This is a genomic window from Filimonas lacunae (assembly GCF_002355595.1).
GTDB lineage: Bacteria > Bacteroidota > Bacteroidia > Chitinophagales > Chitinophagaceae > Filimonas > Filimonas lacunae.
Map to the genome: position 1 here is coordinate 4,514,702 of NZ_AP017422.1, position 18,798 is coordinate 4,533,499.

Annotated in this window: 13 protein-coding genes; 7 read left to right on the plus strand and 6 right to left on the minus strand. The window is 42.9% G+C overall.

Going from position 1 to position 18,798, the window contains the following annotated elements:
• Nucleotides 1-50: 50 nt before the first annotated feature.
• From FLA_RS17880 to FLA_RS17890, 3 genes are read left to right on the plus strand one after another with little or no spacing between them, the layout of a single operon-like run.
• Nucleotides 51-1,367 (plus strand): TolC family protein, encoded by a 1,317-nt coding sequence (locus FLA_RS17880; protein ID WP_076378589.1) that lies wholly within the window; start codon nt 51-53, stop codon nt 1,365-1,367.
• A 50-nt stretch (nt 1,368-1,417) separates the two neighbouring features.
• Nucleotides 1,418-2,527 (plus strand): efflux RND transporter periplasmic adaptor subunit, encoded by a 1,110-nt coding sequence (locus FLA_RS17885; RefSeq protein WP_076378591.1) that lies wholly within the window; start codon nt 1,418-1,420, stop codon nt 2,525-2,527.
• Nucleotides 2,528-2,539: 12 nt separating this feature from the next.
• The gene (locus FLA_RS17890) at nt 2,540-5,677 is read left to right on the plus strand and encodes an efflux RND transporter permease subunit (protein ID WP_076378593.1); all 3,138 of its coding nucleotides are present in this window, start codon (nt 2,540-2,542) and stop codon (nt 5,675-5,677) included.
• Between the two features lie 206 nt (nt 5,678-5,883).
• On the opposite strand, the gene FLA_RS17895 is transcribed toward FLA_RS17890, so the two are convergent.
• The 3 genes from FLA_RS17895 to FLA_RS17905 are packed head-to-tail and all read right to left on the minus strand — an operon-like array spanning nt 5,884 to nt 7,379.
• Nucleotides 5,884-6,276: an acyl-CoA thioesterase gene (locus FLA_RS17895; RefSeq protein ID WP_076378595.1), complete on the minus strand. Its 393-nt coding sequence runs from the start codon at nt 6,274-6,276 to the stop codon at nt 5,884-5,886.
• A gap of 47 nt (nt 6,277-6,323) precedes the next feature.
• Complete coding sequence (locus FLA_RS17900; protein WP_076378597.1) at nt 6,324-7,118, minus strand: hypothetical protein; 795 nt, start codon at nt 7,116-7,118, stop codon at nt 6,324-6,326.
• Between the two features lie 57 nt (nt 7,119-7,175).
• Complete coding sequence (locus FLA_RS17905; RefSeq protein ID WP_096511125.1) at nt 7,176-7,379, minus strand: hypothetical protein; 204 nt, start codon at nt 7,377-7,379, stop codon at nt 7,176-7,178.
• 396 nt (nt 7,380-7,775) lie between these two features.
• Between FLA_RS17905 and FLA_RS17910 the strand changes: the two genes are divergently transcribed.
• The 4 genes from FLA_RS17910 to FLA_RS17925 all read left to right on the plus strand — a co-directional run bounded on the left by FLA_RS17910 (nt 7,776) and on the right by FLA_RS17925 (nt 13,568).
• A complete protein-coding gene (locus FLA_RS17910) occupies nt 7,776-8,417 on the plus strand; it encodes a response regulator transcription factor (protein WP_076378599.1) in 642 nt (213 codons plus the stop codon).
• Nucleotides 8,418-8,697: 280 nt separating this feature from the next.
• A complete protein-coding gene (locus FLA_RS17915) occupies nt 8,698-9,669 on the plus strand; it encodes a helix-turn-helix domain-containing protein (RefSeq protein ID WP_076378601.1) in 972 nt (323 codons plus the stop codon).
• A gap of 322 nt (nt 9,670-9,991) precedes the next feature.
• On the plus strand, nt 9,992-13,159 hold the full coding sequence (locus FLA_RS17920) for an NAD(P)/FAD-dependent oxidoreductase (protein WP_076378603.1): 3,168 nt from the start codon (nt 9,992-9,994) through the stop codon (nt 13,157-13,159).
• A gap of 160 nt (nt 13,160-13,319) precedes the next feature.
• Entirely contained in the window at nt 13,320-13,568 is a 249-nt protein-coding gene (locus FLA_RS17925; protein ID WP_076378605.1) for a hypothetical protein, read from the plus strand.
• Between the two features lie 72 nt (nt 13,569-13,640).
• Here FLA_RS17925 and FLA_RS17930 read toward each other — a convergent pair whose 3' ends face one another.
• From FLA_RS17930 to FLA_RS17940, 3 genes are read right to left on the minus strand one after another with little or no spacing between them, the layout of a single operon-like run.
• Nucleotides 13,641-16,238 carry an alpha/beta hydrolase family protein gene (locus FLA_RS17930; RefSeq protein ID WP_076378607.1) on the minus strand — a complete coding sequence of 866 codons (2,598 nt, stop codon included), beginning with the start codon at nt 16,236-16,238 and terminating at the stop codon, nt 13,641-13,643.
• Nucleotides 16,239-16,277: 39 nt separating this feature from the next.
• Nucleotides 16,278-16,988, minus strand: a complete 711-nt coding sequence (locus FLA_RS17935; RefSeq protein WP_076378609.1) for a DUF4397 domain-containing protein — start codon at nt 16,986-16,988, stop codon at nt 16,278-16,280.
• Nucleotides 16,985-18,772: a glycoside hydrolase family 2 protein gene (locus tag FLA_RS17940; RefSeq protein WP_076378611.1), complete on the minus strand. Its 1,788-nt coding sequence runs from the start codon at nt 18,770-18,772 to the stop codon at nt 16,985-16,987. The genes FLA_RS17935 and FLA_RS17940 overlap by 4 nt, the downstream gene beginning before the upstream one ends.
• Nucleotides 18,773-18,798 lie beyond the last annotated feature (26 nt).

Below are 18,798 nucleotides of genomic sequence, written 5' to 3' on the forward strand. Positions count from 1 at the left end.
CTAGTGCATAGCTGCTTCCCGACAAATTCGTAAACCCAACATTTACAATAATGAACAACAGGTTCAACCCCGTTGCCTGGACATTGCTGGCTATCTTTTACGGTAGCCTGGTTAGCGCACCCGTTCGGGCACAGCAACAGAGCAAACCAGACACACTGCGACTTAGTATGGCCGACGCCGAAAAGCGTTTTATCGACAGCAACTTACAATTACTGGCAGCACATTATAACGTGGATGCCCAGAAAGCACTGGTACAACAAGCCAAATTATGGGACAATCCGGTGCTCAGTACCGACCAGGTAGTGGCCGCCAATGGCAAACTACTGCCCTATAACAAACGCCTGGAAGATGGCAGTACTATGGGACAATACTCCATTCAGTTACAGCAGCTCATCTATACTGCCCGCAAACGCGGTAAACAAATAGATATGGCAGTGACCAATGGAAAAGTAAGTGAGTTACAGTTACAGGACCTGCTGCGCAACCTGCGTTACCAGCTGCACAATGATTATTATACCATTGCTCAGCAGTTTGCCTATAAAGCCATTTACAAAAGCCAGCTGGAACAGCTCAACAAGCTGTCCGAAGGCATGAAAGCGCAATTGGCACTGGGCAACATTGCACAGAAAGATTACCTGCGTATACAGGCATTAGTAATTACACTCACACAGGATATGACTGACCTGGAAAAACAACTGGCCGATACCCAATCCGATATCCGCACACTGTTGCAGGTAAAAGATGGCAGCTTTGTTAAACCAGCCGAATCAGAAACTATCTTCCAGCGTATAGCCGCCACCTTACCGGAAAACGTAGAGGCGTTAATAGCTACCGCGCAGCAACACAATCCTTATTACCAGTTACAGGAAACACAAACCCTGTTTCAACAACAGAACCTGGCTTATCAAAAAGCATTGCGCGTTCCCGACATCACCGTACAAAGCAATTTTGATAAAAACAGTAGTGTAGCCCCTAACTATTGGGGAGTGGGCATTTCCGTACCATTGCCTTTGTTCAACCGAAACCAGGGTAATATTAAAAGTGCCGAAAGCAACATCAAACAGCAACAGGCCCTTACAATGGATGCAGCCACCGACCTGCAAAACAATGTACGCACGGCCTATCATAAGCTCAGCCTGGTGTTACAGCAAAACAGCGCTACACAGCAGGAGTTTTATACCACCTATCAGCAAATGCAGCAGAACATGGTAAAAAGCTATTCATCCAAGCAGGTAAGCCTGCCGGAATTCATTGATTTCTTTACCGATTTCACGGCAGTACAGCAACGCCTGGTACAGCAGCAAATGAACCTGGCACTGGCCAAAGAAGAACTGAATTATGCAGTAGGCACCGATGTAGTACCATAACCCATTAGCTGATTATAACCCATTACCAATATTTATTCAATAGACACAATATGCAAAAAGCATCTTTATATATCACATACGCCACCTCCTTCTTCGTTGCTGCAGCAAGCCTGGCAGGATGCCACGAAAAACAGGAAGTGAAGCAGGAAGACAAGAAATTCGTACTCAGCGATACCATGGCTAAAATGATACTGATGGATACGGTTCGCCGCGCACGCATTGATGACGCCCTCACATTAAGTGGTGAAATCAGCTTCAACGAAAACAGTGTAGTAAAAATATTCCCACACAGCAGCGGACAGGTAACAGAAACCAAAGTATCACTGGGCGACAGAGTAGAACGTGGCCAGGTGATTGCCGTTATCAAAAGCGCGGATGTAGCCGGCAGCTATGCCGATTTATCCGGTGCCGATGCCGACGTAGCTATCGCTAAAAGACAACTGGACAATGCAGAGTCTTTATACAAAAGCGGCATCTCCAGCGAAAAAGATTACACCGAAGCCAAACAGAATTATCTGAAGGCCGAAGCCGCTAAACAAAAAATACAATCCCTGTTAAGCATCAACGGTGGTAACAGCCAGCCCGGTGGCGTATACAGCGTAATAGCGCCTATCAGCGGTTATATTGTAGAAAAGAAAGTAAATGCAGGCAGCTTTATCCGTCCCGATATGGGCGACAACCTGTTCACCATCTCCGATTTAAAAGAAGTATGGGTATGGGCCAACGTGTTTGAAACAGACATACCTAAAGTAAAAGAGGGCGCACCCGTACAGGTAAGCACATTAGCCTATCCAGGAAAAGTGTTCAACGGAAAAATTGAAAAGCTGAGCGAGGTACTGGATCCTACCAATAAAGCTTTACGCGTGCGCATTACCCTGCAAAACGAAGGATTGCTGTTAAAACCGGAAATGTTTGCCAAAGTGCAGGTATCTAATATTGAAAAAGATTCCGCTATCTGTATCCCTACCAAAGCATTGGTATCTCAAAACGGAAAAGACTTTGTGGTAGTATACAACAGCCCCAGTGATATGCAGATTGCCCCCGTGGAAATCATGAAAACGCTGGGCGACAAAACCTATCTGAATTCAGGAGTTACGCCGGGCCAGTTGCTGGTAGTAAAAAACCAGTTATTACTGTTCGAACAATTACAAAACGATTAAACCCCGCTACCCATGAATAAGTTAATCAAGAATATTATACATTTTTCGTTGCGCCACCGGTACCTGGTGTTTTTTCTAACGGCTGTACTTGGCGTTATAGGCTTTATCAGCTATAAAAATACGCCCATCGATACCTTCCCCGATGTAACCAATACACAGATCATTATTATTACCCAGTGGCCCGGGCGCAGCGCAGAAGAGGTAGAAAAATTTGTGACCATTCCTTTGGAAACTGTGCTAAACAGCGTACAAAAGAAAAGTAACCTCCGTACTACCTCTTCTTTTGGTTTATCCTATGTGCGTATCATTTTCGACGACAATGTAGAAGATGCATTTGCCCGTCAGCAGATAATGGCGCGTATTATGAACGTAGACCTGCCCGATGGCATTAAGCCCGAAGTGCAGCCCCCCTACGGTCCTACCGGTGAAATTTACCGTTACACGCTCAAAAGCAGCACCCGTAACATTCGCGAACTGTACACCCTGCAGGACTGGGTACTCGACAGGCAGTTTAAGTCCGTTCCCGGCATTGCCGATGTAAACTGTTTTGGCGGTGAAGAAAGAAGCTTTGAAATAGGCGTAAATCCCAACTACCTTACCAAATACGGTCTTAGCTCGCTGGACGTATACAATGCCGTTGCCAAAAGCAATATCAACGTAGGTGGCGATGTTATTGAACGCAACGGCCAGGCCTATGTAGTGCGTGGCATTGGTTTATTAAACAACATCAGCGAAATTGAAAACATCATCATCACCAAGCAAAACGGCGTTCCTATCCTCGTGCGCAATGTTGCCTCTGTAAAAGAAGCCGGCAAACCACGTTTAGGACAGGTATCGCTGGATAAAAAGGAAGATGTTATTGAAGGTATTGTGGTAATGACCAAAGGCGAAAACACAGCCGAAGTGCTGGATCGCATTCATGCCAAGGTAGAAGATCTCAACAATAATATCCTGCCTAAGGATGTAAAAATCGTTCCGTTCTACGATCGCACCAACCTCATGGAGTTTGCCACCCATACAGTATTACACAACCTGGTAGAAGGCATTATACTGGTAACTGTAATAGTATTACTGTTTATGGCCGACTGGCGCACAACAATAACTGTAAGCATTATTATCCCGCTAAGCTTGTTGTTTGCCTTTATGTGTATGCGCTTAAAAGGCATGAACGCCAACCTGCTTTCTATGGGCGCTATCGACTTCGGGATCATCATAGATGGGGCCGTGGTAATGGTGGAAGGGCTGTTTGTGGCATTGGACCATCGTGCACGCGAAGTAGGGATGGAAAAGTTCAACAAGCTGGCTAAGCTGGGCCTGTTTAAACAGGTAGGCACCGAAATGGGTAAAGCCATCTTTTTCAGCAAACTGATTATCATCACCTGTTTAATACCCATTTTCGCCTTCCAGAAAGTAGAAGGTAAAATGTTCAGCCCGCTAGCTTACACGTTAAGCTTCGCATTACTGGGCGCCTTACTGTTCACCTTAACATTAGTACCGGCTTTAAGTAGCATACTGTTACGCAAAAACGTACGCGAAAAGCACAACCCGATAGTATTGTTCTTTGAGAATGGTATCCGCACCCTGTTCGATCGAACATATAAATACCCGAAGATAAGCCTGATAGTGGCCGTCAGCTTTATGGCAGTTTCCTTCTTTAGCTTCCGCTTCCTGGGATCTGAGTTTCTGCCCGACCTGGATGAAGGCGCCCTGTGGGTGAAAGCACAAATGCCTATGAGTGCTTCCTTAAGCCAGAGCAAGGAAATATCCGATAAGATGAGTGCCATCATACGCCAATATCCCGAAGTACGACACACGCTCGCACAGATAGGCCGTACGAATGATGGTACCGATCCTAAAGGATTTTTCAACGTGGAAATCGGGGTAGATTTAAAATCACACGACGAATGGCGTAAAGGCGTCAGCACCGAAATGTTAATTGACAGCCTCAACCAGCAGTTAAGTAAAATACCTGGCCTGCTGTTAAACTACAGTCAGCCTATTCGCGATAACGTAGATGAAGCCGTAGCAGGCATCCCTGCCTCCTTAGCCGTAAAAATATTCGGCCGCGACTTCAATACTATGGACTCTTTGGCCACCCGTGTACAAGGCGTTTTAGGTAAAATTGAAGGTGTGGAAGACCTGGGTATATTACGCAACCTGGGCCAGCCGGAATTCCGCATTGAACTGGATCAGCAAAAGATGGCGCTGTATGGCGTGAGTACTGCCGATGCACAAAGTGTGATTGAAATGGCCCTGGGTGGTAAAGCCGCTACACAGCTGTACGAAGGCGAACGCAAGTTCGATATCCGTATCCGCTACCTGAAAGAGTTCCGCGCCACACAGGAAGAAATTGAGCAATTGATGATTCCTACACAGGATGATGCCAAAATTCCGTTAAGTGAAATAGCCAATATCAAAACCTTAACAGGACCGGCCTTTGTATACCGCGATAACAATATGCGCTATATACCAGTGAAATTCAGTGTCCGCGGACGCGACCTCGGCAGCACCATTGCCGAAGCGCAGCAAAAGGTAAAGGACGCCGTTCACCTGCCTGATGGTTATACCATGACCTGGAACGGAGTATTTGAAAACCAGCAACGTGCCACTAAAACATTAAGCACCGTAGTGCCTATCTGTTTACTGGGCATTTTCCTGATCCTGTTCATCACCTTCGGTAATGCCAAAGATTCCATACTTACCATCCTCAACGTACCCTTCGCATTAATAGGTGGTATCCTGGCACTGCATATTACCGGTATGAACTTTAGCATCAGCGCCGGTATCGGCTTCATTGCACTGTTTGGGGTGTGTATACAAAACGGGGTAATCCTGATAAGTGTATTCCGTAAAAACCTCACCGCCAAAATGCCACTGCATCAGGCCATACGTGATGGCGTAATCAGCCGTGTGCGCCCGGTAGTAATGACTGCATTAATGGCAGCTATCGGGCTGTTACCTGCCGCCACCAGCCATGGCATCGGCAGCGAAACACAAAAGCCACTGGCTATTGTGGTAATAGGCGGTTTAGTTACCTCTACCATATTAACCCTGTTAATATTACCTATTCTGTACACCATGGTTCACCAGCTGATACACAATAGCAAAAACAGGAAATTATTAAAGAAAACAGGATTGATACAATCTTAAGTTTTCGGCAACTCGTTGCGGGGTCTTTCGGTTTATGCCCCGCAGTCATGTCCAAACACACGCGGGCTTTGTTCTCATAGCCCGCCATTTTTTTAATATGCCACCAATAAAAAAGCTGTTCATCTCTGACATGTATTCAGAAACCAACAGCTTGTATTCAACAGTTCTGTTAAACAGGCGAATGGCACGCAGCCAGCGCTTTTTTGCTAATCTTCACGCAAGCGCTCATCCGTATAAGTGATTTCCGTTTTGCCATGTGGCACAGGCGTACCATGTTCATCCACACTTACAAACACAATCTTTTCAATCGTTAAAATACTTTTGCGGGTTATTTTATTACGTACCTCACAGGCCAGTGTTAAAGAAGTACGGCCAAAATTAGTGGCTTTAATGCCCAGCTCAATAATATCACCCTGGCTGGCGCTGCTCACAAAGTTAATCTCACTCATGTACTTGGTAACACAGCGGTTGGTGCCCAGCTGGATAATAGAATAGATAGCGGCTTCTTCATCAATCCATCTTAATAAACTACCGCCAAACAAAGTACCATGTGCATTCAGGTCTTCCGGCTTTACCCATTTACGCGTATAAAAATTCATCAGGTTGTTCCTTTTAAGAGTGCAAAGGAACATAAAAACTCACAACCTCACACATCTCCTTCCGATGCCATTTCACCAGCCTGCTCCAGCGAGGCCACATCTTCTTCCGGGGCAATGATAAAATGCACCGAAATGTTCTGGATATCTTTATAAAACAGGCATAATAAATCGCCCTTTAAACTATAAGCATCACCGGGCGCAGCCGTTCCAGCACGACTATCCGTGTCTTTCGCCACCAGGGTTCTGCGCAGGGGTGTTTGTAAATAAATACGCTGCAGGTCTTCCCCGTCACACACAAAATCTACCAGGTAGCCAGTATACAACATCGCTCCCGCCCCCGTGTTCACCAGGGCATCTACCAGCACCAGGTCATACACCTTTCTATCCCCAGGACGGCCCAGCTCGTCCAGGTAATACCCATTCAGCAAATACCACCAGCGATTGTGCACGCGCAGCAAAGGCACTTTTACATCCCATTGCAGGTGCTGAATCAATATGCGCAACAACTTACCTATGATAAAACAAATCACATCCAGGATAAGATTATACAGGGCAAACCAAAGAATCAGGCGTTTAAACTCATGATTGGGCACCATTTTATCCAGGTCTTTAATATCCCCGCCAATCAGCTTAATCAGTATATCAAAACGAATAGTGTCCCGTATTAGCAGCAAAGCAATACAATGCACCAGCAGCGAAAAAAGTCCTGTAGAAAACAACCCTTCCAGTAGCGATAATTTGGGGCCCGGCTTGGAAAAATTACCGGTAAATAATCCGGCATAGAGCGCTATGCCCGGAATCAGCAGAATAAACAGTATAATGGCGCTTAACGCAACGTTCATAAGTCAGATCGCGGTGTGGTGTAGTTGGAAGATGGTGAGCGTGGAATAAACAGGCGGCTAGTGCTGATTTTTGTCAATCTCCTGCTTGCTTAAAGAAGATACACTTCTGATAGTAAGTGATTTACCACCAACAGGCACTTTTACCCCACTGGCAGAATACAGGCCGTCACTATTGGCACCGATGGCTTTTAACACCATCTGCGATAGCTTTTTATTGCGCAACAACGCTTTCCCTTTAGCCGAAATATTGACGTTTGTCATATAACAAATATATCCATTTTTCCAGCAAAAAACGACACTTCACTACCCGAACGAAGTCACACTTATAAACCGTTCATTCACATTCACTTACAGCAGTTTTTTTTTCACAACCAGCAAGCACATACCTAACATCCATAACATACTTAAATCATACACAGCCTGCCGCGCAAAGGGTAATCCCCATTTACTTACCGCACTAAAAACAAGCCCAGGCAACCATCCTCCCAATACCAAAATGATAGCCACCAGCCGCAAAAAGCCGGTTATCCTTTTTTGTCAATAGCATCATACCAAATCTATAACTAATTACTAAAACAAATATCTGTTAGCCTGCTTGCATGAGTTAATAATTTGTATTTTATTCGCAGTCTGCCGTTTCACTCAAACACCCTACATATGAAAGCTACTATTGGCATAGCCGATGAACAACAACTGTTTATAACCTCTGTAAGCCTGCTTATTAACACTTTTGAACATTTTGTAGTCACCTTCAACGCATTAAACGGCACCGAGCTGCTTTCCATGTTGCATCGCACCAGCGAAACACCCGATGTATTACTGATAAGCCCCCGTCTTCCCGGCATCAATGTGCAGGAAGCCGTAGCTTGTATAGCAGAAGAATTCCCTTTAATCAAAACAGTAGCCTTACTGGAAGCATACAATGAAGATATTATATCCGACATGCTGCAAGCGGGCTGTTCTACATATGTGTTAAAAAGCATGAACCCTGTAGAATTGGAAAACGCATTACGGCAAATTGAAGAAAAAGGTTACTACAATGCCGATGGCATCGACCATGATTATCGCCAGCTGCTACGCATGAAAAACCGCCGCAAACAACCTGTAATGAACGAACGTGAGTTGCAGTTTTTACAACTGGCCAGTAGCGATCTTACCTATAACGAAATTGCAAAAAAAATGTCGCTGCCCGAAAAAGTCATCGATGCATACCGGGACAGTTTATTTCAAAAATTCAGAGTACGTAGCCGTGTGGGGCTTACCATGGAGGCCATACGCAACAACCTTATTACCACATAGCTTTCTATTCTGCAACACATCAGCATACACTTGCCTATAGCTTCATCTACTCAACTATAGGTAAGCTCCTACTATCAATAAAGCCGGAACATTACTATCCGCTTCCCGGAACATCATACAATGAAATTAAATTATTTATATATAATTATTATCTTATTATTTTCAGTAATATTACATTTCCTTTTCTAAATACCTTCATTTAGGAAAGAGCTATCCAGACACACACCAAGCACACAGGCAGAGAATAGAAGCAAGTTGTTTAACAAAACAAATGTAGATTATGATGCCTTTGATTGCCACACACAACGAGTACATCTGGGAACCAGTCGCCGTTCCCAATAGTTTTAAAAAGCACCAGATCATCTGGATGACGCATGCAGAATGTCGCCGCTACTCCTCCGGTATAGTATTCATACAACAATATTTCTCCGCTCATCACCATATATGTTATTGCGTTTCCGAAACCACTTATCCCATCAATATAGCCTACACTATTCCCTATGAAGCCATCGCCTTCCACTATCAGCTCAAGGGCAAAAACAGCCTGTATGTAAAACATGCTGAGCTGCTCTGGCTCAACAGTAATCATTACACAGCCTATCCTATTATGCCAGGCAACCTGTCAGTAACTCTGCAAGCTGGCATAACAGAATCAGTAATGATTGCAACTAACACACAAAACATGCAGACGCTACTCAGCAACTTTGACCATATACAACAGTTGTTATCGCCTGGCCTGCCCTCTGACAACATCACTACTATTCCGCTATTGCCTATAGATGCTTATATAGAAAGCATTATTCAAAAAGAGCTATTCACCAACATAACAAACCGACTGTTACATGCGCGCATTAAAACATCCGTTTTTCATTTAATAGGCCATTACGAATGGCAACTGGCATCAGATAAAATAACAGCAGTACCGCTCAACAAATATTACCACATCATCAACGAAATAAAGCAGGAAATAGAAACCAATCCCAACAGGCTTTTGCAAACAGAAAAATATTTCGCAAAAAAATATGTGATTGGTGAAGTTACTATGCAACGATACTTTAAGTTAACTTTGGGCACCACCCTGGCAGCCTATCGTCATAAGCATTGTATGCTCAAGGCCAAAGAGCTGCTATATACAGGAGAAAGCATAGGAAATATCTCTGATACATTAGGCTACTCCGATCCAGCTAACTTCACCAAAGCATTCCGCGACTATTTCGGGCATCCTCCTTCAATTTATAGGAAAGGAACATAAACAGTCTATAATTTTGATAGACTTTAATAGATTTTTGATCACTTCTCATTGCTAAACACAAAAAATCTCTTCTCATCTTTGTGAAACAAACAGCAAATAACAAGTAACACCAGGAAGGAAATACCGAACGACTCAACACCACATTGCTTCTACAAACACAGATTGAGCTCGCTATCGCAGACATACTTATTATACTTTGTTCATAGTCCCTGTACGGTTTTCCTTTCCGTGCAAATGCTTGTACAGTGCCTTCTTTTTCCAGGGAAAGCAAATATTACAGGCGTGTTACCCATAAAAACATTCACAATACAAGAAAGAACATATGTCTAAAAAAGCCATCATTATAGGAGCCGGCCCTGCAGGATTAACAGCAGCATGGGAATTGTTAACACATACCAACATTACCCCTGTTATACTGGAAAAATCCGGAGATATTGGTGGCATTTCTAAGACAGTCAACTATAAAGGCAATCGTATAGATATTGGCGGGCACCGCTTCTTCTCTAAAAGTGACCGGGTAATGAAATGGTGGCTGAATATAATGCCACTGTCAACCAGCACCCCTAAACAGTTTACCGTTCAATACCACAACCAAACACATAGCTATACACATACCAATACTCCGGATGATACTACTGCTCAGCAACCTAAAACCATGCTGCTGCGTAAACGCTTATCCCGCATCTATTTCTTAAGAAAGTTTTTCAACTATCCTATACAGTTGTCGTTAGACACCCTACAAAAATTAGGCATCCTTACTACCATTAACATCATCCTTTCCTATAGCAAAGCACAACTATTCAAGAGAAAGGAAACCAGCCTGGAAGACTTTCTTATCAACCGCTTTGGCGTCAAACTATACCATCTCTTCTTTAAAGATTATACTGAAAAAGTATGGGGCGTTCCCTGTCATGCCATTTCAGCCGAATGGGGCGCCCAGCGCATTAAAGGTGTATCTATCAGCAAAGCCATACAACATGCCATTACTACCGCTGTAAAAAAGAAGAAAACCACTACCGACATTGCACAAAAGGATACTGAAACCAGCTTAATTGAGCAGTTTCTATATCCACAATATGGACCTGGTCAGCTATGGGAAGAAGTGGCCAGGCAAATCCAGGAAATGGGAGGCGAGCTGCATCTGCATCAGGATGTAGAAAAGCTATATACACATCAACAAAACGTAACCGGCGTAAGCACTACCGATTCCATTACTGGTGCTAAAAATTATTACGAAGGGGATTATTTCTTTTCCACTATGCCGGTACAGGAACTAATAGCTGGCTTACAGGCCCCTGTGCCAGCCGCGGTAAAAGAAGTAGCTGCCGGATTGCAATACCGTGATTTTATCACCGTAGGTGTATTATTAAAAAAGCTACAACCTACCAAAGACAGTGTCAACACCAACAACAATCTTTTACCAGATACCTGGATTTATATACAGGAAAAAGATGTAAAAGTAGGCAGGCTGCAGATATTCAATAATTGGAGCCCTGACATGGTTAAAAACCCCGATAACGTATGGTTAGGCATGGAATACTTCTGTAATAAGGGCGATGCCTTCTGGAACAACACCAACGAAAACATCAAAGAAAGAGGCATTGCAGAATTAGTAAAAATGAGGCTGATTACAGCAGAAGATGTACTGGACACTACCGTGCTACGGGTAGAAAAAACCTATCCCGCTTATTTCGGCACCTACGAGCGATTTGATGAAATCAAACATTATATCAACACCTTCACCAACCTGTTCTTGGTAGGCCGTAATGGCATGCACAAATACAATAACTCCGATCACTCCATGCTAACAGCCATGGTAGCGGTAGACAATATCAGAGCGGGCATTACCTACAAAGAAAACATCTGGGAAATTAATACCGAACAGGAATATCATGAGGTAAAACAGGAAGCACAGGAAACGAAAGCTACTTCCACTCCACAATCGCCACAGGCAACGCATTCCACTAACAAAACTTTTAAACAATTCCTTTGGGGCAATACCACCAACAAAAAAACATTGCTATTCATAGGCCTGATATTACTATTACAGTTTTCTATTTTCAAATACTTTTATCCATTTGCAGGCTTTATTAATGGTGACTCTTATGTGTACCTGCAAGCAGCTGTAAACAATTCAGCAATCAACACCTACCCTGTCGGATATTCTAAATTTCTACGCCTGATAAGTGTTTTTACCACATCAGACACTGCTCTGGTAGCTATACAATATTTTATGCTATATGCCAGTATACTATTCCTGTTATACACCTTGTTTTACTTCTACCCAATCAGCAAGTTCAATCAAAGGCTATTATCAGGCATCATGATCATCAACCCTGTATTTTTTTACCTCTCTAATTATGTATCCAGCGATACTTTATTCATCTCACTCAGTATCACCTGGTTCACTTTATTACTATGGAATTTGCAGAAGCCAACCACACAAACTATTTTGCTACAAGCACTGTTCTTATTCCTTGCATTTACGGTACGATACAATGCACTTTACTATCCGATTATTGCATTCATAGCCATTCTTATTGCCCGGGAAAAACTCCTGTACAAGCTGGGCGGCCTGGTATTAAGCCTGCTGCTCATTGGAATGTTCATAACTTACATCAGTAACAAATATTACCAACTAACCGGACAAAGGCAATTTAGCCCATTTAGTGGCTGGCAACTCGCCAATAATGCCATGTATGGGTATAGATATGTTGACAATGCACATCTCAAACCTGTGCCTGAAAAGTTCAAAAAGCTAGACCAGTCGGTAAGAACTTATTTTGACACCACCCAAAACACCAATAAATACCCCTGGGAGCTATTACAGGCAAGCACCGTGTATATGTGGAATAAACTGTCTCCTTTACAGGCGTATATGTACGCACAAACAAAAGACAGTACTTCCGACAAGTATTTTACAGGACCATTGAAACAATGGGCTACCGTTGGCCCACTATATGCCAGTTATGGCTCCTTTCTCATCAAACAATATCCCGCTGAGTTTTTACAACACTATCTATACATCAACGCACTTAAATTTTATACACCACCTGTGGAATTTCTGGCATCCTATAATACGGGACAAGACAGTGTAAATAACATTGCACAAAGCTGGTTCAATTACACCAGCAGAAAAGTCACTACCCGAACTAAAGACATGAAAGTGGAAATACTCAATTATTTACCGGTTATTTCCGGTAGCCTGAACTTATTGTTCCTTGGCACATTGGTAGCATTTATAGTATTAAAGGGACATACACACCATCCGTTTATCAAAAAAGCCACGCAACTTATGTTACTATTCTGGCTAACGAATTTTGGATTTAGTGTATTTGCTTCCCCCGTAGCGTTACGGTTCCAGCTTTTCCCTTTCATTCTCAATATCACGTTTTTATGTCTGTACCTGGAATACTTATTTAAATCCGCTTCAAAGAAGGCTATTCAGTCTTTGCCTGCTCAAAACCGGCAATCCTTTTTAGCCGCCTGAAAATAACAACAGTATTGTGCCGATCACACAATATTGGTCCTGCAAAATCCACGTGCACAGGAGAAAAGGACACATGGGCAAGCCGAAAACCATTCAAGAGAGTAGGCAACATTCGTAAAAACCAAAGTTTAGCCTTTTGATTAAAAAGGCAACTATAATTATGAAAAAAGCACGTATTGCATTAACAGCAATTGCCGTTTTAGCTATCGCTGGCGCTAGCTTCGCTTATCAGTCTCAAAAGAAACTGGGTTCTTTAATCTTCACAACAGCAGTATATGGCCAAGTTGGTGCTGCTGCTGTTGATGTTACCACTACTGCAATCCAGCCAGGTGAAGAAGCTAAAGTATATTTTACTTTACAGCCTAACACTCCTGCTTACGCTTACGAGTGGACTACCGTTCAACCATAGTTCTATTGTCTGTCTAAGTAGACCGGCCAATTATTTCAGAAGAGGTTCAGTTTGCTGAACCTCTTCTTGCATTTACTTCATTGTCATCCATAAGGGTGCAGGCTTTTCTTTTAAATAGTGATCAAAAAACTGAAAAAGCCGTATAGTAAAATCCATAGCAGGTTTCCCTAAAATAGAATGCCCTTCTCCATCATATTGCAACATCCAAACAGGTTTCCCCAACCGGCGCAAAGCCGTAAAAAATGATACACTTTGTGCAAAAGGCACCGCTTTGTCGTTTTTATTATGCACTAACAACATAGGCGTAGCCACATTCTTCACTTCATATATAGGGGAGTTTTGTATAAAAGCCTGCTTATCCTCCCAAAAAGGCTTGCCTAATCCCCCTCTTCTAAGATCGTAATACTCTTGTTTAGAAGATCCGTTAAACCACAATCCTCCATATTCCATCATTAAATCGCACATTCCCGCAGCAGCACAAGCTGCCCTGAACATATTAGAATGCGTTACCAGGCAATTAGTTTCATAGCCACCGAAACTATGTCCGGTAATCCCCATGCGCGTTTTATCAATCCATGAATAGCCCGACACCATTTTTGCACAAGACGTAACCCAGTCCACTGCACTTTTACTCACTTCTCCTATTTTATAATGAATGTCAGGAGTTACCACCACATACCCATTGCTCACAAATATGGGAATATTGATATCTCCTGTACACTTGTCTACTCTATGATATAAATGCAACTCGTTCGATTTCTTTTCATAGTAAAAGAAAATTACCGGATATTTTTTCGATGAATCAAAGTTTTCTGGCTTATACATTACCGCCTGGCCATTTGCGCCATCCACTCCTTTAACAGTAAGCAGTTCAGCCGTCATCCAGTTAAATGCTTTCTCAGGCTCTAGTGTAGTTAGTTGGCGGAAAGTAATAAAATCACGGGTAAAATACAGGTTAGGATATTCAGTAGCACTCTGACGCGTTACAACAAAAGCATCAGCCCTGGCTGCCCGCATCGGGTAAGTTACTATAAAAGTAGGATTGTCTATTACACAAAACATTTTTGGCTGCATAGTCAGCAATGCCGGGTCTCCTAACTCACTGAGCTTTTTCCTGAAAAAACCATTCTCTTTATTATTCCTGTTAAAAGCACAAAGTATCAGACTCGTGTCTGCCCTTAACACAACCCCATCCTCCTGTTTAGTCATAAACCTAAAACACATATTGTGTTTTTTGCCATAATAATTGGTAACATTAACGGGTGCTTTTTTACCAGCAGGGTCCACCTGCCAAATATCACACTGGTCATATAACAAAACACCGCTATCATTATCTAACCAGGCTACCGCATCCAACGTACGCATTTTGCTTCCAGGCTCTTCATCCCCATACTGATTCCAGTTGGTTTTAATAGCAGTGGTTACATTCACCCGGCCACCTGTATGAGTGGTATAGCAGAAAAAATGTCCCACAGCAGCATCATAAGAAATCACATATTTCCCTCCAGCCGACAATTTAAAACGCGACTCTGTTTTACGCTGTATCACCGTTTGGTTGCCAGTATTCAGATTAATTACATAGATGTCTTTCAACCGATAAGGGTTCCAATATATTTCACTTACATCCACTCCTCTTTCCGAATAAATCATTAATGCATAATCTCCCTTTACCTCCCATAACCTGGTATTGGCATTCTCCAACTGCATTACCTTGTTGCTATCCATCCACCAGATAGCTGCGTATCTCTCTTTTGCAGTCGGCTCGCTTTGTAATCTTGATTGCAGCTTAGCATCAGCAAAACTCCATATATCTACAGCCACTCCTTTCTTCTCGCTACTCTTCCCTTCTTTTTTTTGTAATGTTACTAGCAGCCCACTACCAGATGCGTTCCACTGCCTTAATTCATCCACTACATACCCGTCCGGAATAACACTTGCTCCGGCTTTCAGGTATGTCAGCTTGTTACTAAGCAGGTCAGCATACACAACAGTGTACATCCCATTTGTTGCCCTGGCAATAAAAGCGAGCTTTTGCTCCGTAGCATTCCATATAAAACGCCCTAGTATAGCTGAAGAATAATCCCCACTGGATATTGGCCAGGTATGTGCATCTGCTAATCGTATCAATGCTAATGGAAAAAGCGCCACTTCAGACATCAGGGAATCATATTTAACCAATATGTTTTTTCCATCTTCACTCAATTGATACGTCTCAACATGCCCCTTTGAAAACTCCTTACCCGAGACTAAGTCCTTCACTTGCAACAAGTGTTGCTGCTTATTCAGCAGCAACAACGTGCCATTTTTTGTCAAAGTAATATCAGCAAAAGAGACAGCTCCCGGTATATAGGTAATATTTTTACTATCCAAATCCATTACCCCAATAGATTCCCGGCTACTATTAAAAAACACTAATTTATTATTTCCTGCAAAGCCGCTACCTATAGGCTTTTCTGTCTCAAAAACTCTTTTCCAGTTTGCTTCTGTACTCTGCAACACCCATGTTGTTTTTTGCAACATAGGCTCGCTCACCGTATAGGATATAAAGCTGCCGTTATCATTAATATTTACATAATTTAAGTCCGGCCATTTTTCCCATACAGCTGAATCCAATACCGGTTTTTGAGCCAAAGATAACAGGCATGCCAGCAAAGCTGGAGCTAGTAGCATAAATCGTGTTTTCATAAATTGTCCGTTATTATACCAACATTAATAATGATTAATACGCTGAGTTTTAGGAGCGGTAGCACCAGTAGTTCCGGTTTCTCCAACCCAGGCAATACTACAATTATTCAATCGTGGCGGCGGAACGGTTGATTTAAATTCATAGGAACCTAATAAGCTATCGCTGGCGGCATCTCTTACCTCAAACACCTCGCTCAAAGCCTGTACCGTACAAGGGAAGGTATAAAAAGAGGAATACCCTTTATAAGCAATGGATGAAGCAACGGTAGCCCCTGTGCTTTTACGTTTAATGCTTACCGGTTTGCTGTTAACTGATAAATTCATAAATCTTACACCGTAAACACTGTCCGCGTAAGCGGCAAAATTCTCCTTTATCCATAACGTATCTATTGATTTACTTTTGCCACAAAGTAATAAAGAATACATGCTACCTACCGGTAACTGCACCTGTGTTTGCACAACGGGCGTAGTGGTATCAGAAGTAGCTGCAATCTGTAGCGTTGTTCTACTATTGGCCAGCACGCTGTAAGCAGCGTTACTGGCATAGTTGATAGCAGTAGTTACCTGCGAATAATAATTAGGAGTTCCTCCTTCAAACTTCACTTTTACTGCTCCACTCGAAGCGGCAGCGTTTACAATGTTTAAAGAGGCCAGTGCAGTAACTTTAATTTCGTTTTTATGGCAGGCTGTTATTGCGAGCATTACCACTGTGGAGGTGATTATAACTGCTTTCATTTTTTAAACAGAATTGAGTTAATTTCTTTCATTTTATCTACAGGAATCTTTATTACTTCCCTGTCGTAAGTAACCAGGCCATTTTCTTCAATCTCTACATCAAACGGCTGGGTATAAATAGCGGCAGAAAGCCCTTCCTCTTCAAACAACTTAAGATGCCGCATCATAAAACTATATTTGGTAGCAAAGGAAGCCGCTGTGGTTTCTATATACCCCCAGCTTTTCTCGCCATTCCATTGATGCCCTGGTGTAGCCACTCGAACTCCCCCCCACTCACCTAACACCCTGGCCTTACCTGGCAGTTGCGGAGCCTGACCAGGCCCCGGGTATACATGCACATCGGTAAGATCGCTGTTAATCCATTTTTCATCGGGGTTCGCTGGCGAATTCTTATCGTAGTTTTCACCACTATGCCCGTTAATGATACGCGAAGGGTCCTTTCTTTTCATCCAGCCGGTAAGTCTCTCCTGATCATAACGGTTCCAGCCTTCGTTAAACAACACCCAGCTTACTATACACGGATAGTTGTATAACTGAGCTATATTCTCATTGTTTTCTCGCTCAAATTCATTTTTTGCTTCGTCACTCACATTAGCCGGATAAGGCATATCCTGCCACACTAACATTCCCAGCTTATCACAGTGATAGTACCAGCGGGCCGGCTCTATTTTAATATGCTTACGAATAGTGTTAAAACCCATGCTTTTAATAGTAACCACATCCCAGGCCAAAGCCTCATCTGTAGGTGCTGTAAACAATCCGTCCGGCCAAAATCCCTGGTCCAGCACGCCCAGCTGAAAAACATACTGATTGTTCAAAAAAATTCGTTCCTGCCCTTCCGCATCTTTCTTTATTTCCACTTTTCGCATACCAGCGTAGCTTTTCACCTCATCTACCGGCTTACCATTTTTCAATAAACGAACCTGCACATCATACAAAAACGGATTCTGCGGGCTCCATAAATGCGGATTAGCAATAGGCAGCAGAAAAGCTGCATCACCATTTCCGGTTTGCTTACTTACCTCCTTACCATCTGCCCACACACTTACTTCTGCCTGGTATTTGTCCATTTTTCCATCGGCGGTAACCCACACCTGTAATAACTGCTTATCTACGTCAGGCAATATCTTCAGCTTACTCACAAACACTTCCGGCACTTCTTCTAACCACACGGTTTGCCATATACCGCTGGTGGGTGTATACATGATACCACGTGGATTCAATACCTGCTTACCCTTAGGATTATTCCCTTTATCTGTAGGGTCCAATACAGCTACCCCTATCGTATTGTTACCCTTTTGTAATAAAGCGGTTACTTCCACTGTAAACTCCTGAAAACCACCTTTGTGCCTGCCCGCTTCTTTACCATTACAGATTACTACTGTACTATAGTCTACAGCGCCAAAATGTAAAAGGTAACGCATTCCCGGCTTTTTATCAGCTATGGTCACTTCGCGCCTGTACCACAACTTCTGATCAGGCTGTAAAGACCGCTTAACACCAGATAAAGCACTTTCCAACGGGTAAGGCACTAAAATCTGACCATCATATTTTGTAACGGAAGCCACAGTAGAATCGGTAATAGCATACTCCCATAAGCCATTTAAATTGGTCCATTTACTTCTTACCAGCTGAGGCCTGGGATATTCCGGCAATACATTTTGTGGTGTTACCTGTTTTGCCCACCTGGTGGTAACAGATACCGGTTGCAACTTCCACTGTTCCTGTGTCATACCATAATAAGCATGTAACAAACAGGTCAATGACAAAACAATCCTTTTCATTCAATATGCTATTTATATTTAAAATG

Excerpts from the sequence above, each read along its gene's own strand:
- FLA_RS17935 (WP_076378609.1), bottom strand. The coding sequence starts at position 16,988 with ATGAAAGCAGTTATAATCACCTCCACAGTGGTAATGCTCGCAATAACA.
- FLA_RS17910 (WP_076378599.1), top strand. The coding sequence starts at position 7,776 with ATGAAAGCTACTATTGGCATAGCCGATGAACAACAACTGTTTATAACC.
- FLA_RS17905 (WP_096511125.1), bottom strand. The coding sequence starts at position 7,379 with ATGACAAACGTCAATATTTCGGCTAAAGGGAAAGCGTTGTTGCGCAAT.
- FLA_RS17940 (WP_076378611.1), bottom strand. The coding sequence starts at position 18,772 with ATGAAAAGGATTGTTTTGTCATTGACCTGTTTGTTACATGCTTATTAT.
- FLA_RS17930 (WP_076378607.1), bottom strand. The coding sequence starts at position 16,238 with ATGCTACTAGCTCCAGCTTTGCTGGCATGCCTGTTATCTTTGGCTCAA.
- FLA_RS17880 (WP_076378589.1), top strand. The coding sequence starts at position 51 with ATGAACAACAGGTTCAACCCCGTTGCCTGGACATTGCTGGCTATCTTT.
- FLA_RS17900 (WP_076378597.1), bottom strand. The coding sequence starts at position 7,118 with ATGAACGTTGCGTTAAGCGCCATTATACTGTTTATTCTGCTGATTCCG.
- FLA_RS17885 (WP_076378591.1), top strand. The coding sequence starts at position 1,418 with ATGCAAAAAGCATCTTTATATATCACATACGCCACCTCCTTCTTCGTT.
- FLA_RS17925 (WP_076378605.1), top strand. The coding sequence starts at position 13,320 with ATGAAAAAAGCACGTATTGCATTAACAGCAATTGCCGTTTTAGCTATC.
- FLA_RS17920 (WP_076378603.1), top strand. The coding sequence starts at position 9,992 with ATGTCTAAAAAAGCCATCATTATAGGAGCCGGCCCTGCAGGATTAACA.
- FLA_RS17890 (WP_076378593.1), top strand. The coding sequence starts at position 2,540 with ATGAATAAGTTAATCAAGAATATTATACATTTTTCGTTGCGCCACCGG.
- FLA_RS17895 (WP_076378595.1), bottom strand. The coding sequence starts at position 6,276 with ATGAATTTTTATACGCGTAAATGGGTAAAGCCGGAAGACCTGAATGCA.
- FLA_RS17915 (WP_076378601.1), top strand. The coding sequence starts at position 8,698 with ATGATGCCTTTGATTGCCACACACAACGAGTACATCTGGGAACCAGTC.